Source organism: Pseudomonas sp. GW821-FHT10B02 (assembly GCF_059415665.1).
In genome coordinates, this window is sequence record NZ_JBWKNR010000011.1 from 203,290 (window position 1) to 218,423 (window position 15,134).

Sequence of the window (15,134 nt, forward strand, 5' to 3'; positions counted from 1 at the left end):
ATGAGCCAAGACACACCCTATGTTTTCGATACCAGCGCTGCCGATTTCGACCAGCTGGTAATCGCCAACTCCCACCACAAACCGGTGCTGGTGGATTTCTGGGCCGAGTGGTGCGCCCCCTGCAAGGCGCTGATGCCGCTGCTTGCGCAAATCACCGAGAGCTATCAAGGCGAGTTGTTGCTGGCCAAGGTCAACTGCGATATCGAACAGGACATCGTTGCCCGCTTCGGCATTCGCAGCCTGCCTACCGTGGTGCTGTTCAAAGACGGTCAGCCGGTCGACGGCTTTGCCGGTGCCCAGCCCGAATCGGCGATTCGTGCGCTGCTCGAACCGCATGTGCAAATGCCGCCGCCGGCTGCTGCCGATCCGCTGGAACTGGCCCAGGGGCTGTTTGCCGAAGGGCGCTTCAGCGAAGCCGAAGCCACGCTGAAAGCGCTGCTGAGCGAAGACAACAGCAATGCCGCGGCCTTGATTCTGTACGCCCGTTGCCTGGCTGAACGCGGTGAACTGGGTGAAGCCCAGACCGTGCTGGATGCAGTCAAGAGCGATGAGCACAAGGCTGCCCTGGCCGGCGCCAAGGCTCAGCTGACCTTCCTGCGTCAGGCCGCAAGCCTGCCGGAAGTTGCCGATCTCAAGGCACGGCTGGCGCAGAACAACGAAGACGATGAAGCGGCCTATCAGCTGTGCATCCAGCAGCTCTCCCGCCAGCAGTACGAAGCGGCGCTGGACGGCATGCTCAAGCTGTTCATGCGCAATCGCGGTTATGAAGGCGGCTTGCCGCACAAGACGCTGCTGCAGGTGTTCGATCTGCTGGGCAATGACCATCCGCTGGTGGGGACTTACCGGCGCAAGCTGTTTGCTGCCTTGTATTAAGCATCCGGCCCCATCGCCGGCAAGGCCGGCTCCCACAATGGAACATGGTGATCTCCGAACCCTGTGGGAGCTGGCCTTGCCAGCGATGAAGCCAGCACAGACTCACCCCACCCAGTGATACACCGGCGCATCCGCCCCGCTTTCGACCTTCACCTCGGCACTATGGCGCAAGCGCACCAGCAGGCGCTTGCCCGCTGCAGTACTTCCCGCCAGCCCTTCCAGATGTTCAAGCAACTCCGGCCCGTTGAGCTGCCCGGCGTTGCGCAATACCTCACGTGCCGCCTGCCAGAGAGCGTCATCCGGCCGGGCATTGGCCACCGATGCCACTGCAGCAGCCGTCGCGACCGGCGCCACAGCCGCCAGTTGCCCCCCAAGATGCGCCCATTCCGCCGGGTCCAGCTCCAGGGTCAAGTCCACCGGCCAGTCGCCGATATGTCCACGAATTCGCACGGTCGTTTCCTCTACTCAGTGACGGGCTCCATGCTCCCACGCCGACGATCCGTCGCCAAGCGCACTGGCACCGGCAGAACAAGTTGTTATAACATAACCAAACACATCCTGTGCCCTCGTGGAGTCCTGCCCATGCGTCGCCTGTTCCTTGCCTTGCCGTTCGCCTTGCTGCCCCTGGCCGTTGCTCACGCCCATGAGGACCACGAGCACGATCATGACCACGCCCATGGCAGCCTCGCCGCCCATGAGCACGGCGTCGCTCGCCTCAATGTGGTACTCGATGGCAAAGCTCTGGAGCTGGAACTGGACAGCCCAGCGATGAACCTGGTCGGTTTCGAGCATGCCCCCAGCAGCGCTGCCGATAAAGCCAAGGTCGCCACCGTGCGCGCCCAGCTGGAAAAACCGCTGGCCCTGTTCGCCTTGAACAAGGCGGCCAACTGCAGCGAAAGCGATCAGGAACTGGAAAGCCCGCTGTTCAGCGACAAGCCAGCGGCGGATGATGACGGCCATGCCCATGACCACAGCGACATCCACGCGCACTACCGACTCGATTGCGAGAAGCCCGAGCAACTCACCAACCTCGACCTGAGCCCCCTGTTCAAAGCCTTCCCCGCCACCCAGAAAATTCAGCTACAACTGATCGGGCCAAACGGTCAGCAGGGTGTCGAAGCGACCCCGGCGAAAACCACGATCACTTTCTGACAGCCCTTTTGCAGCGAAACGCCCGGGGTAACCCGGGCGTTCATTTATGAGCCAGGCACTGATTGAACTGACCGACCTGGGCTTTGCCTGGCCGGGCCAAGCCCCCCTGCTAGAGATTCCCGCCTTGCGCCTGGAAGCCGGCGAATCGTTGTTTCTCAAAGGCCCCAGCGGCAGCGGCAAAACCACCCTGCTCGGCCTGCTCGGCGGTGTGCAGGTACCCGACCGCGGCAGCATCCGCCTGCTTGGCCAGGATTTGAGCAAGTTGAAACAGGGCGCCCGTGATCGCTTCCGCGTTGATCACACCGGCTACATTTTCCAGCAGTTCAACCTGCTGCCGTTTCTTTCCGTACGGGAGAACGTCGAACTGCCCTGCCGCTTCTCGCGCAGCCGCGCACAACGCGCCGCCGAACGCCACGGCAGTATCGATCAGGCAGCCGCCAGCCTGCTCGCCCACCTCGGCCTGAAAGATCCGGGCTTGCTCGCCCGCCGCGCCGACAGCCTGTCGATCGGCCAGCAACAGCGGGTCGCTGCCGCCCGCGCGCTGATCGGCCAGCCGGAACTGGTGATCGCCGACGAGCCGACCTCAGCCCTCGACGCCGACACCCGCGAAGCGTTCATTCGTCTGCTGTTCGCCGAATGCCGTGACGCCGGCTCCAGCCTGCTGTTCGTCAGCCATGACCAGAGCCTGGCCAGGTTGTTCGACCGTCAGTTGTCACTCGCCGAGCTCAACCGCGCAGCCCTGCCAGCCAACGCTCAGGAGGCCTGATGTACCTGCTCCGTCTAGCCCTGGCGAGCCTCGCCAACCGTCGTTTCACCGCCTTTCTGACCGCCTTTGCCATTGCCCTGTCGGTGTGTTTGCTGCTGGCCGTTGAGCGGGTACGCACCGAAGCCCGCGCCAGCTTCGCCAGCACCATCAGCGGCACCGACCTGATCGTCGGCGCCCGCTCCGGTTCGGTAAACCTGCTGCTGTATTCGGTGTTCCGCATCGGCAATGCCACCAACAACATCCGCTGGGACAGCTACGAACACTACGCCAGTGACAAGCGGGTGAAGTGGGCGATTCCGATTTCACTCGGTGACTCGCATCGCGGCTACCGGGTCATGGGGACTACCGGCAGTTACTTCGAGCATTATCAGTACGGCCGCAAGCAAAACCTGCAATTGGCCGAGGGCCGCGCGTTCGCCACCGACCCGTTCGAAGTGGTGCTGGGCGCCGAAGTCGCCCAGGCCCTGCATTACAAGCTCGGTGACAAGCTGGTGCTGGCCCACGGTGTGGCCGCAATCAGCCTGGTCAAGCATGACGACAAACCCTTCACCGTGGTCGGCGTACTGCAACGCACCGGCACCCCGGTGGACCGCACCCTGCATATCAGCCTGGGTGGCATGGAAGCGATTCACATCGACTGGCACAACGGCGTTCCGGCTCGTGGTGCCGGACGGATCAGTGCCGAGCAGGCGCGTGACATGGACCTCAAGCCCGCCGCGATCACCGCGTTCATGCTGGGCCTGAACAACAAGATCGCCACCTTCAGCCTGCAGCGCGAGATCAACGAGTACCGCAATGAGCCGCTGCTGGCGATCCTGCCGGGAGTCGCCCTGCAAGAGCTCTGGAGCCTGATGGGCACTGCCGAGCAGGCGTTGTTCGTGGTCTCTCTGTTCGTCGTACTGACCGGCTTGATCGGCATGCTCACCGCCATCCTCACCAGCCTCAACGAGCGGCGCCGGGAGATGGCCATTTTGCGCTCGGTCGGTGCCCGTCCGTGGCATATTGCCGGGCTGCTGGTGCTTGAGGCGCTGGCCCTGGCAGTAGTCGGCATCGCTGCCGGTCTGGGCTTGCTGTACCTGGGGATTGCCCTGGCTCAGGGTTATGTACAGGCCAACTATGGACTGTTTCTGCCGCTGGCCTGGCCGAGTGCCCATGAGTGGAGCCTGCTGGCGATCATTCTCGGGGCCGCACTGCTCATGGGTAGCGTGCCGGCCTGGCGCGCCTATCGGCAGTCTCTGGCCGACGGCCTGTCCATTCACTTGTGAGACCTTTGATGCCACGCATTCTGCTGTCGATACTGCTGCTGGTGAGCACGCCCTTATGGGCGGACGAACCGCGCACCCTGGAGTGGCCGCAACTGATTCCCGCCGGTGCGCCAATCGTCCAGCCGCAACTGGCGCCGCTGCATGACCTGTCGCAATTGAGCGACGCCCTGGCCGCCGAATCGGCTCCGGCCGCCCACCAGCAGGTGCCGAACGCGCCGGTGGTCAAGGCCCTCGATGGCCAGCAGGTGAAGTTGCCGGGCTACATCGTGCCGCTGGAAGTCAGTGAAGAAGGTCGCACCACCGAGTTTCTCCTGGTGCCCTACTACGGCGCCTGCATCCACGTGCCGCCGCCACCTTCGAACCAGATCGTGCATATCGTCAGTGAGATGGGTGTGCGCGTCGAGGACCTCTATCAGCCCTACTGGATCGAAGGCCGGATGCAGGTAAAAAGCACCAGCAGTGACCTCGCCGACGCCGGTTACCAGATGGAAGCCGAGAAAATCTACGCTTATGAACTAGAATGATTGGCCCCAGACAATGGCTTTGACGCTTTCATTGAGCTGGGTCAAATCGCGAAAATAATGGCTCTTTACCATTGGACGTACCAATTCTAAACGTCCTCTGGGAGCTTCCATGAACAAGTCCTTGCTCAGCGCCTCGCTTTTCGCCTTGGCGCTCGCAGCCCCTGTTGCCCACGCCCACCAGGCTGGCGACATCATCGTGCGTGCCGGCGCAATCACTGTTAATCCCAACGAGGACAGCAGTGACATCAAGCTCGACGGCACCAAGGTGTCCGGTACCAAGGCGACTCTGGATAGCGATACCCAACTGGGCCTGACCTTCGCCTACATGCTGACCGACCACATCGGCCTGGAGCTGCTGGCCGCCACGCCGTTCCACCACACTGTCGGCGTCAAGGGCCTCGGCCCAGGCCTGGATGGCAAGCTGGGCGATATCAAACAACTGCCACCGACCCTGTCGCTGCAGTACTACCCGATGGAACCAAGCTCGAAGTTCCAGCCGTATGCCGGTATCGGTCTGAACTACACCATGTTCTTTGACGAAGATCTGGACAGCAACCGCAAGGCCCAGGGCTTCAGCAACCTGAAAGTCAAAGACTCGTTCGGTCTGGCCGGCCAGCTGGGTATGGACTACATGATCACCGACCACTTCCTGGTCAACGCCGCGGTCTGGTACATCGACATCGACACCAAGGCCACCATGGACGGCCCGACCGCTCTGGGCGTCGGCAAGACCAAGGTCGACGTAGATGTCGATCCATGGGTCTACATGGTCGGTGTAGGTTACAAGTTCTAAGGCTGCGGGGCCTGGGAAAGAAAAAAGCGGCGATTAAATCGCCGCTTTTTTTATTCTTTGCCGAGCAATCGGGCCAGGCCAACGGCCAACGGCGTCGGCTGCGGGAACTCGAATCGCGCCAGCAGCCGCTGGTTGTTCGCCCGTGAGTGACGAATATCGCCAGAGCGCGCAGGCCCGTGACTGATCGCCGGCAACCCGCCCAGCACTGATTTGAGCGCATCCAGCAACTGATTCAGGGAAGTCGCCTGGTTCAGGCCGATGTTGATTGCCCCCTCTTCAACTTCCCGCAACTCCAGCGCCTGTACCATCACCGCGACCAGATCGGCGATATAGAGGAAATCACGGGTCTGCTCGCCATCACCGAACAGCGTGATGGGGGTGCCGCTCAAGGCGCGCTCGCAGAAAATGCTGATCACCCCGGAATACGGCGAAGACGGATCCTGGCGTGGCCCGAAGATGTTGAAGAAGCGGAACACCACCGGCTCCAGACCATGCTGGCGACGATAGAAGTCCAGGTATTGCTCACTGGCCAGCTTGTCCACGGCATAGGGCGTGAGAGGCGCTTTGGGGGCATCTTCCTCGACCGCCAGGCCTTCGCCGTTGTTGCCATAGACGGCCGCGCTGGAGGCAAACAGCACCCGCTTGATGCCATTGAGGCGCATGGCTTCGCAGACATTCAAGGTGCCGATGAAGTTGCTCTGGTGGGTTTTCACCGGGTCGTCCACCGAGGCCTGCACCGAGGCAACGGCGGCCAGGTGCACAACCGCCTGGCACCCCGCAACCGCGCGCTTGACCAGCTCAGCGTCGGCGACATCGCCTTCGATCAGCTCAAGCCTGGGGTTGGCCATTTGCAGATTGGCGGGTTTGCCGGTGGACAGGTCATCGAGAATCCGTACCGCGTAGCCTTTTGCCAGCAGCGCATCGCTCAGGTGAGAACCGATGAAGCCGGCGCCACCGGTGATCAGAATTGGGGCATCAGCCATGACGATAGAATCGATCCAGTAAGGGTGGCAAACCCGAGCGCCAGGCGCGGGGTTTGATACCGAAAGTGTGCAAAATTTTCTTGCAGGCCAGCACTGCATGTTGCGGTTCTTCGCTGGCATCCGGACGTGCGGCATGGGCCTGCGCGGTCGGTGCGGTAACAGCCAGTGGGTGCAGCTGCGCCGCTTCGGTGAGGATAGCCTGACCGAGCGCCAGCGGCGTGGTGGCTTCGTTACCGGCGTAGTGGTATGTCCCCCACAAGGGCGCTGCGCAATCGAGCTGCTTGAGCACCGAGAGAATCACCCGTGCGGCATCGTCCACCGGCGTTGGATTGCCCCGGCGATCATCGGCCAGGAGCAATTCCTGGGGCTGTTCGGCGCGGGTCAGAAAACGCCCGAGCACGCCATCGATGCTCTCGTCGAGCAACCAGCCAAAACGCAGCAGTACGTGCTGCGGGCAGGTCGCCCGTACGCTCTGTTCGATCCGCCACAGTGCCTGACCACGCAGGCCCAGGGGCACCGGCTCATCCTTCTCGCTGTAGGCGGTGGCGCGCGAGCCATCGAACACCCGGTAGCTCGAAGGCTGGACCAGAATGATGTTGTGGTGCTGGCACAGTTCAGCCAGGCGCTCCACCGAGCGCTCCTGCTGAGCCAGGCGCTTTTCGCTGACGGACTCGGCCTGGAACCAGTCGAAGTAATAGGCCAGGTTCACCAATGCGTCAGGGCGGGTGTCGTCCAGCAACTGGGTCAGGCTGGCCGGGTCCCAGCCGTGCTCTGGCGGACGCGGTGCCAGAAAGCCGATATCTTCCTCGGCCCCGAGACGAATCAGCGCTTGCCCAAGGGCATTTCCACCACCCAACAGCATCAGGCGCATTCGCATAGAGTCAGCAGATCCGGTCAGATTGATTGAGGAAAGGGCACATTTTGCGTTTTCCGGCAGGGGAAGTCCAACGCTGGCCTAGCTAACGCCTTATCTACGCAATTCGGCAAACGGCCTATAATGCGCCCGACACGAGCATCCTCGGCTTCTCAAGGCGACGTCCATGGAACTTGAAGCGGCTTCAGCACAACGTTCAACCTGGCAATACGATGAGCCCAGCCCCGGCGCTGAGCGGTTCATCAGCGAAACCTTCGACAGCTATCAACAACAGGCGCGGCTACTGATCCCCGACCAGGAGCGCGCAGCGCCGCTGTTCGTTGTCGGTGGCGCACGCTCGGACTTTACCCGCCTCAATCCCCTGCTCTACCGGCTACAGGCACTGGGTATCGGCTCACTGACCGCCAACCTGTCCGGGCACAGTCAGGCCAGCGAACCGGGTGCATTTGAACCTTCGCTGCGCACCAACCGCGAAGAAGCACTGCGCTTTCACCGGCATATCGCTGCACGTTGCCAGACCGTGATCGGTCATAGCCTGGGGGCGTCCATCGCCTTGAAGCTGGCGGCGCAGCAACCGACTGTGGATAAGTTGATCCTGATCTGTCCCGCCGTCTACCCCGACAGCGCCCATGACGCCCCTTTCGGCCCGGCCTTCACTGCGGCAATCAGCAAGCCCTATGGTTTTCTGGATTGCGACAGCTTTGAGTTCCTGCGCCAGTTCCACGGCCGGGTGTTGCTGGTGATGGGTGAGTTCGACGGGCTCAACTCCCAGACGCATGGCCAGGGTGCCGGCACTTCGGCCGGCACCTTGTGGCTGGCGGGCGCGCAGCGTTACAGCCCGATCCCGGAAGAAGTCACCCGCTCGCTGCTCAAATCCGTGCCGCCTCCAAACCTTCAGTGTCTGTTGCTCTCGAACTGCGACCACGGCGTTGCGGCACATCTGCGTAGCGCACCGTTAGTAGCGGATCAGGTGGCGCAGACCGTCGCGGAGTTCATCTTCGACGCCAGTTGATCACTCGATCTCGAACAAGCCGTTGCTGATCGGCCCGACGCTCAGGCGCTCGCGCACATCGTCATCGATGCGCGGATCGTCCGGGCGATACAGCTTCACCTGGCGGTAGGCGTTGATGCGGTTGATCTCGGTCCCCAGATACTCCCAGACCACCCGGGTGCAGGCCGGGGTGCGCCGATCGCCGCTGGACACCCCGGTTTTCAGGCCATTCAAACGGGTGATGCGGCTCTTGAAACTGGGGATCAGGATGGTCTGGCTCATTTCGTTCACCGTCAGCGACTCGTAGTCGATGAGAAACAGGCGATCCTGCAACTGAAAGGCCGCGCCCAGGTAGCGACAGCGTACCCAGTCCTCGGCTTGTACATCGGTACTGCTGGAGCGCTCCTGGCGTTCCTGGCGCTCGAACAGGAAGGTGCCACGCTCCTCGCGCAGGTGCACCAGCGACAGCAGGATCGAGCCCGGCACCGACATGCAGTTGGAGTATTCGAAGTAGTAACCGCAGTACCGCGACAGGTTGCCGCTCTGCTCACGCAATGGCCGCAGCAGTTCGCTCAGCGGATCTTCTTGCGGGGCGCTGACGCTGGCCGGATTGCGCGCCCCGATCAAGCGGGCGAACTGCTCAGGCGGCAAACCCAGCTCGTAATCCTCGACACCGAAGAAATCGCCGATGCGCTTGAGGTTGAACGGCGTCGGCTGACTTTGCCCGCTCAGGTACTTGTTGAACTGTGCCCGGTTGATCGACAGCTGCCGGCAAACCTCTGAGATAGAGCGGTAGTGACTGCAGGCGAGTTTGAGGTTGGTAGCAAGATTTTCGCTCATGCGAGCCGTTCCAGGTGATGCGATAGGCGCCAGTTTAGCATCAAGTCGCATCAACTCAGAGCAACCCGCGAAATTGTAACCATATTTATCTTGGCCAACCATGCGCCCCCATGGATACGACGCATCGACGTCTGTCCGGTTGTCTTTCATGCAAAGAATAAGAATCGAGGTCACTCCATGCTCGAAGCACTCAACGATTTCCTTTCGGGGAAACTCCTCATCGTGCTGATCGTCGGACTCGGCGGTTATTTCACCATCCGCTCGCGTTTTGTCCAGTTCCGCCATTTCGCTCACATGTTCGGCGTTTTCAAGGAATCCCTGCGTGGCCAGGCTGGCCAGCTGAGCTCGTTCCAGGCCCTGATGCTGAGCCTGGCCGGCCGCGTCGGCGCCGGTAACATTGCCGGTGTCGGTATCGCTGTCACCCTCGGCGGCCCAGGTGCGGTGTTCTGGATGTGGGTCACTGCCCTGGTGGGTATGTCCAGCAGCTTTTTCGAATGCACCCTGGCCCAGGTCTACAAGCGTAGCGACGGCGACGGCCTGTACCGTGGCGGCCCGGCCTACTACATCCAGCACGGCCTGAAGCTCAAGACCATGGCCGTGGTGTTCTCCCTCTTGCTGCTGGTGACCTACGGCTTTGCCTTCAATGGCCTGCAGTCCTACACCGTGACCCACTCGCTGCAGAACGCCTTCGGTTTCGCTCCCGAGCGCACCGGCATCGCTCTGGCCGTGCTGCTGGCGATCGTTTTCCTCGGCGGCATCAAGCGCATCGCCGCAGTCTCCGACCTGCTGGTACCGGTCAAGACCCTGGCCTACATCGGCGTAACCCTGTACGTGATCGGCAGCCAGATCGAACACGTCCCGGCCATGCTGGAAACCATCTTCAAGAGCGCTTTCGGTCTCGATCCGGCGTTCGGCGGCCTGCTCGGCAGCGCCATTGTCATGGGCGTGAAGCGTGGCGTGTTCGCCAACGAAGCGGGCCTGGGCAGTGCACCGAACGTAGCGGCTGTGGCTGCGGTGAAACACCCGGGCGCGCAAGGCGTGGTCCAGGCGTTCAGCGTGTTCCTCGACACCTTCGTGATCTGCACCTGCACCGCGTTGCTGATCCTGCTGTCCGGCTTCTACACCCCGGGTTTCGAAGGTGACGGTATCGTCCTGACCCAGAACTCCCTGGCCGCCGTAGTCGGTGACTGGGGCCGTCTGTTCGTCAGCGTGGCGCTGTCGCTGTTCGTCTTCACCTGCATCCTCTACAACTACTACCTGGGCGAAACCAGCCTGCAGTTCCTGACCCGCAACCGCCTGGTACTGCTGGGCTACCGCGCGCTGGTGCTGGCCCTGATCGTCTGGGGCTCGGTGCAGAACCTGTCCACCGTGTTCGCTTTCGCCGACATCACCATGACCTGCCTGGCCTTCGTCAACCTGATTGCCCTGGCCCTGCTGTTCAAGATCGGCCTGCGGGTAATGCGCGACTACGACGAGCAACGCAGAGCCGGTATCAAGCAACCAGTGTTTGATGCGCGCAAGTTCAGCGACCTGGATCTGGATCTGCAGGCCTGGCCGGTCAATCCGCAGACTGAGCCCAAGCCTGCAACCGGCGCCGCTGTCGCGCAGCCGCAGAACTGACATGCGCGCCGTCAACAACCTGCTGGTGCTCTACACCGGAGGCACCATCGGCATGCTCGAAACACCGCAAGGCCTGGCGCCAGGCGGTGGTTTCGAGGCGCGCATGCGCGACTACCTGGCGGCTCACCGCGAATCGCCAGGCATCCGCTGGACCTTGCGCGAACTGTCGCCGCTGCTCGACAGCGCCAACATGCAGCAGGCCAACTGGCTGGCGATGTGCGATGCGATTGTCGAAGCAGTGAAGAAGGATGGCCACGACGGCATCCTCGTACTGCACGGCACCGACACTCTGGCCTACAGCGCGGCAGCCCTGTCATTCCTGTTGCTCGGGCTGGACGTCCCGGTGGTACTGACCGGTTCGATGTTGCCGGCGGGCGCCGCAGACAGCGACGCCTGGAGCAATCTGTGCGGGGCCTTGAGCCTGTTCGAGTCGGGTGTCGAGAACGGCGTGCATCTGTATTTCGCTGGCCAGCTGTTGCATGGCGCGCGCGCCAGCAAGCTGCGCAGCGAAGCCTTTGATGCCTTTACCGCACTCCCGCGGTATCGCGAGGGTCAACGGGCCGAACAGGTGCCGGCGGTACTCACCTACTGCCAGCCTCGGGTTGCGGTGAACCTGGCTGTATTACCGGTCTTTCCGGGGCTGCAGGCAGCTCATGTGCGGGCGTTGATCGACAGTGGCGTCAAGGGTCTTGTGCTGGAATGTTACGGCAGCGGCACCGGCCCTTCCGATGATCAGGCCTTGCTCCAGGTCTTGAGTGATGCGCGCCAGCGCGGGGTACTGATGGTCGCCATCAGCCAATGCCCGCAAGGCAGTGTGAAGTTCGATACCTACGCGGCGGGCAGCCGGCTACGCGATGCAGGCCTGGTCTCGGCCGGCGGCATGACCCGCGAAGCTGCGCTGGGCAAACTGTTTGCGTTGCTGGGTGCCGGGCTGGATGTGGCGACCGCACAGCACTGGTTCGCCCTCGACCTGTGCGGGGAACGGGCGCAGTAGAAAATGGCGGAAGGCAGCGGGAGTCGAACCTGCCCGGGAACGGCTGCCGTCCCCAACCGGGTTTGAAGCCCGGCCGCGCCACCGGGCGCGATTGCCTTCCTTGAACTCAATGCCCCGGCGATTGTGCCAAAGCGTTGTCGGCCCGTACCTGACGCCGGTCACCGATGCGCCGGGTCAGGCCGATACGATCAAAATACTCCAGCACCTGAATGCTGCGCTTGCGGCCGATGCCCAGCACATCACGAAAGGCCACCACCTGCACCACCGGGTCATCACTGGCCAGCTGCAAGAGCATAGCTGCCATTTGTCGGATTGTGGCTTCAGGATAGAACAGATCGCGCACCACCTGATGCACCTGGCCCAGACGCGCCAACTTGCGCAGAAGCAGTCGAACCTGCGCCTCCTCTTGCCCCAGCGACCTGGCCAGATCACGCACCCAGGGCGGATCGAACCGGCCTTGTTCAAGCAGCGGGCGCAACTGCAGCCATAGCGTTTCATCCTCTTCGTTCAGGCGTACCTGATGTTCGGGCAAATGCAGCCAGGGGCCGTTGCCAACAATGGCGCCGCTGGCGAGCAACTCATCCAGCAGGCTGATAAAGGCCGGACGCTCCAACGGCAAGGCGGCAAAGCGGCGCAACCGATCCCGGTCGGGGCCGAGCTGATCGGGCTCCTGCTCATGCAAGTGCGCCAGCTGCTCTAGCACGGTTTGTTTCAGCGCCTGCCAGCGCGCCGCGGTAAACAGCAACGGGCCCTGACGCGTAGCGATGACCTGGACATCTGCCGGCAGTTTCCAGCTGCTGCGCAGACGGTTGAACTGACGCTCCAGGCGTTGTGGATCAAGACCGACCTCATCGTTGGCGAGTAGCGCCGGCAAGGCCTGCTCCAGGCTGTCGACGCTGGCCAGCGCCTGCAGCTGCGCCAGACGTGCCTCGCTGCGCCGTTGGCGCGCCGGGGCAAAAGGATCGAGCACCCGGCCGCCGCCAAGGGTGCGTTGCGCGCTATGGTCGCGTAGCACCAGGCGGTCGCCGTGCACCGCCTGCAGCGGCGCGTTGAGCTGCAACTGGGCAAACATGCGGCCGCCCGGCAGCAGATGTTCACCCTGCAGCAAGGCCACCCGCGCACTGACATCCTGGGTGCCCAGGTGCACATGCACCGGGCTGAAATGGGCAAAGCTGCGCACTTCACTGGCGAGTAACTGCAGTTCGATATCCACCCGTTGGGTCGGCCCGTGCAGCCACTCGGTGAGCAGCCAGTCGCCGCGGTGAATCTGCGCAAGCTCCAGGCGCTCGGCGCTGATGTTCAACGCCACCCGCTGCCCCGCCCATGCCTCGGGCACCGCCTGGTTCTGGGCATGCAGCCCGCGTACCCGCACCGGCTTTCCAGCCTTGCCCAGGAGCAGAGTGTCACCCAACTGCACCTGGCCATCGAGCGCGGTGCCGGTGACCACAATACCAGCGCCGGCCACCGCGAAAGCGCGGTCGATGGCCAGGCGAAAACCGCCGCGGCGGCTGCGCGCGCGGATCTCGCCCTGGGCATCGATCAAGGCCTGGCGCAGGGCATCGACGCCCTCGCCGGTGATGCTGGACAACGGGAATTGCCTAGCCCCGGCATAGGGCCCGGCCTCCAGCAAGCTACTGACTTGCGCCTGGACCTCGCGGACCCGACGCGGCTCGACGCGATCGCACTTGCTGATAGCCACCAGCAACCGGGGGATACCCAGCAATTGAACAATCGCCAGGTGTTCGCGGGTCTGCGGCATCACCCCGTCATCCGCGGCCACCACCAGCACCACCAGATCGACACCCTGGGCACCGGCCAGCATGTTGTGGATAAACCGCTCGTGGCCAGGCACGTCGATGAAACCGGTCAACGGTGCCCCTGCTTCCAGGCTGGCATAGCGATAGCCCAGGTCGATGGTCATGCCCCGTTCGCGCTCTTCCCGGCGTTGATCCCCCGCCTGGCCGGTCAGCGCTTCAAGCAAGGAGGTCTTGCCATGGTCGATGTGCCCTGCCGTGCCGACGATCACCTGATCGTCTCCAGCAACTGCAATTGCGTTAATTGCGCCAGCCAACCGGCCTCGTCATCCAGCTGCCGCAAGTCCAGCCACAGGGCGTCATCATCGATGCGCCCGAGTACCGGCACCGGCAGCTTGCGCAGTGCTTCCTCAAGGCTGCGCAGACTACGACCGCGCAGGCGCCTGGACAATTGAGGACGCAGGCACAGGGCGGCACTGGGTAAACGGGCCACCGGCTGGCTGCCGCTGCCGATCATGCTCTGCGCCGGAACTGCGGCGACGTCCCAGTCAGCACCCAGTACCTGCCCGAGTAACGGTGCCAGGCGTTCGGCCTGGGCCGCAATCTCCGGCTGGGGACGGGTCAACAGGCGCAGGCTGGGCAGCCGTTCAGCCAGCAGGTCGGGGTTACGGTACAGGCCCAATACCGCTTCCAGCGCCGCGAGGGTCAACTTGTCGACCCTGAGCGCACGCTTGAGCGGGTTCTTCTTGATCTTCGCGATCAGCTCCTTGCGCCCGACGATGATCCCGGCCTGCGGGCCACCGAGCAGCTTGTCGCCACTGAAGGTGACGATGTCCGCGCCATCATCCAGCGCCTGGCGCACCGTCGGTTCGGCGGGCAGCCCCCAGCGTGTGAGGTCAAGCAAGCTGCCGCTGCCCAGGTCTTCAAGCAATGGCAAGTCATGCTGGTGAGCCAGTTGCGCCAGCTCCCGGGTGGCAACCTGGGTAGTGAAACCCTGGATGCTGTAATTGCTGCAATGCACCCGCATCAGCAGGCCGCTGCGCGGGCCGATGGCTGCTTCATAGTCGCGGACATGGGTACGGTTGGTGGTACCGACTTCATGCAGTTTGACCCCGGCGCGGGCCATGATGTCCGGAATGCGAAAGGCGCCGCCAATCTCGATCAGTTCGCCACGGGAGATGATGCCTTCCTTGCGCGCCCCCAGGCTGTTCAGCGCCAGCAATACGGCTGCCGCATTGTTGTTGACCACCGTGACCGCCTCGGCGCCGGTCAGCTCACGGATCAGCCCTTCAATCAGGTCATCGCGGTCACCGCGCTTGCCGGTGGCCAGATCGTATTCAAGGTTCAGCGGATAGCGCGCGGCCATTTGCACCGCGTCGATCGCTTCCTCGGGCAGCAACGCCCGGCCAAGGTTGGTGTGCAGGACCGTACCGGTAAGGTTGAACACCCGCCGTACCTGGCTGCGGTGCTGGGCTGCAAGCCGTTCGCCGGCGCGACCGGCAAGCACTGCCGGAGCCAGTTCTGCACCGTCTAGCTGGCCGAGTCTGGCCGGATCGCGCAGGTCGTCGAGCAGCTGGCGCAAAGTAGCCAGTACGGCGTCGCGCCCATAGCGCTCAATCAGCGGCTGGCAGGCGGGGTGGCGCAGCAGGGTGTCGATGGAGGGCAGGCGTGTCGGGAGTTTGGCGAGGTTGGAGGGCATTAACGA

General features: G+C 63.1%; 15 protein-coding genes and 1 tRNA gene. 9 read left to right on the forward strand and 7 right to left on the reverse strand.

Translation table 11 applies throughout. The annotated features are described in order from the left end of the window. A complete protein-coding gene (gene trxA / locus AC07OF_RS17820; protein WP_342624076.1) occupies positions 1–873 on the forward strand; it encodes a thioredoxin in 873 nt (290 codons plus the stop codon). A 102-nt stretch (positions 874–975) separates the two neighbouring features. On the opposite strand, the gene AC07OF_RS17825 is transcribed toward trxA, so the two are convergent. Next, on the reverse strand, positions 976–1,323 hold the full coding sequence (locus AC07OF_RS17825) for a hypothetical protein (protein WP_461530417.1): 348 nt from the start codon (positions 1,321–1,323) through the stop codon (positions 976–978). 132 nt (positions 1,324–1,455) lie between these two features. Here AC07OF_RS17825 and AC07OF_RS17830 point away from each other — a divergent pair, with 132 nt between their 5' ends. The 5 genes from AC07OF_RS17830 (at position 1,456) to AC07OF_RS17850 (ending at position 5,373) form a co-directional block, all read left to right on the forward strand. Continuing rightward, the gene (locus AC07OF_RS17830; RefSeq protein WP_476446460.1) at positions 1,456–2,025 is read left to right on the forward strand and encodes a DUF2796 domain-containing protein; all 570 of its coding nucleotides are present in this window, start codon (positions 1,456–1,458) and stop codon (positions 2,023–2,025) included. Positions 2,026–2,071: 46 nt separating this feature from the next. Beyond that, a complete protein-coding gene (locus tag AC07OF_RS17835) occupies positions 2,072–2,791 on the forward strand; it encodes an ABC transporter ATP-binding protein (RefSeq protein WP_476446459.1) in 720 nt (239 codons plus the stop codon). Beyond that, the gene (locus AC07OF_RS17840) at positions 2,791–4,056 is read left to right on the forward strand and encodes an ABC transporter permease (RefSeq protein WP_038606241.1); all 1,266 of its coding nucleotides are present in this window, start codon (positions 2,791–2,793) and stop codon (positions 4,054–4,056) included. The genes AC07OF_RS17835 and AC07OF_RS17840 overlap by 1 nt, the downstream gene beginning before the upstream one ends. A gap of 8 nt (positions 4,057–4,064) precedes the next feature. After that, a complete protein-coding gene (locus AC07OF_RS17845) occupies positions 4,065–4,580 on the forward strand; it encodes a DUF3299 domain-containing protein (protein WP_157190986.1) in 516 nt (171 codons plus the stop codon). 109 nt (positions 4,581–4,689) lie between these two features. Beyond that, entirely contained in the window at positions 4,690–5,373 is a 684-nt protein-coding gene (locus tag AC07OF_RS17850; protein ID WP_157190985.1) for an OmpW/AlkL family protein, read from the forward strand. Between the two features lie 50 nt (positions 5,374–5,423). On the opposite strand, the gene AC07OF_RS17855 is transcribed toward AC07OF_RS17850, so the two are convergent. Both AC07OF_RS17855 and AC07OF_RS17860 read right to left on the reverse strand, forming a co-directional pair. Continuing rightward, complete coding sequence (locus AC07OF_RS17855; RefSeq protein ID WP_157190984.1) at positions 5,424–6,356, reverse strand: NAD-dependent epimerase/dehydratase family protein; 933 nt, start codon at positions 6,354–6,356, stop codon at positions 5,424–5,426. After that, positions 6,349–7,233 (reverse strand): sugar nucleotide-binding protein, encoded by an 885-nt coding sequence (locus tag AC07OF_RS17860; protein WP_038606229.1) that lies wholly within the window; start codon positions 7,231–7,233, stop codon positions 6,349–6,351. The genes AC07OF_RS17855 and AC07OF_RS17860 overlap by 8 nt, the downstream gene beginning before the upstream one ends. Before the next feature lie 163 nt (positions 7,234–7,396). Here AC07OF_RS17860 and AC07OF_RS17865 point away from each other — a divergent pair, with 163 nt between their 5' ends. Continuing rightward, positions 7,397–8,242 carry an alpha/beta hydrolase gene (locus tag AC07OF_RS17865; RefSeq protein WP_495073290.1) on the forward strand — a complete coding sequence of 282 codons (846 nt, stop codon included), beginning with the start codon at positions 7,397–7,399 and terminating at the stop codon, positions 8,240–8,242. On the opposite strand, the gene AC07OF_RS17870 is transcribed toward AC07OF_RS17865, so the two are convergent. After that, on the reverse strand, positions 8,243–9,061 hold the full coding sequence (locus AC07OF_RS17870) for a helix-turn-helix domain-containing protein (protein ID WP_157190982.1): 819 nt from the start codon (positions 9,059–9,061) through the stop codon (positions 8,243–8,245). It lies immediately after the preceding gene. 177 nt (positions 9,062–9,238) lie between these two features. On the opposite strand from AC07OF_RS17870, the gene AC07OF_RS17875 reads away from it, so the two are divergent. Then, positions 9,239–10,681, forward strand: coding sequence for an alanine/glycine:cation symporter family protein (locus AC07OF_RS17875; RefSeq protein ID WP_157190981.1), 1,443 nt, complete (start codon positions 9,239–9,241; stop codon positions 10,679–10,681). 1 nt (position 10,682) lies between these two features. Further along, positions 10,683–11,675, forward strand: a complete 993-nt coding sequence (locus AC07OF_RS17880) for an asparaginase (RefSeq protein ID WP_495073291.1) — start codon at positions 10,683–10,685, stop codon at positions 11,673–11,675. A 4-nt stretch (positions 11,676–11,679) separates the two neighbouring features. Here the strand turns inward: AC07OF_RS17880 and AC07OF_RS17885 are convergent. The 3 genes from AC07OF_RS17885 to selA form a co-directional block, all read right to left on the reverse strand. Then, positions 11,680–11,775 (reverse strand) — tRNA-Sec (locus AC07OF_RS17885). 6 nt (positions 11,776–11,781) lie between these two features. Further along, positions 11,782–13,701: a selenocysteine-specific translation elongation factor gene (gene selB / locus AC07OF_RS17890; protein WP_157190979.1), complete on the reverse strand. Its 1,920-nt coding sequence runs from the start codon at positions 13,699–13,701 to the stop codon at positions 11,782–11,784. Further along, the gene (gene selA, locus AC07OF_RS17895; protein ID WP_157190978.1) at positions 13,698–15,128 is read right to left on the reverse strand and encodes an L-seryl-tRNA(Sec) selenium transferase; all 1,431 of its coding nucleotides are present in this window, start codon (positions 15,126–15,128) and stop codon (positions 13,698–13,700) included. Before selA ends, selB begins: the two co-directional genes overlap by 4 nt. Positions 15,129–15,134 lie beyond the last annotated feature (6 nt).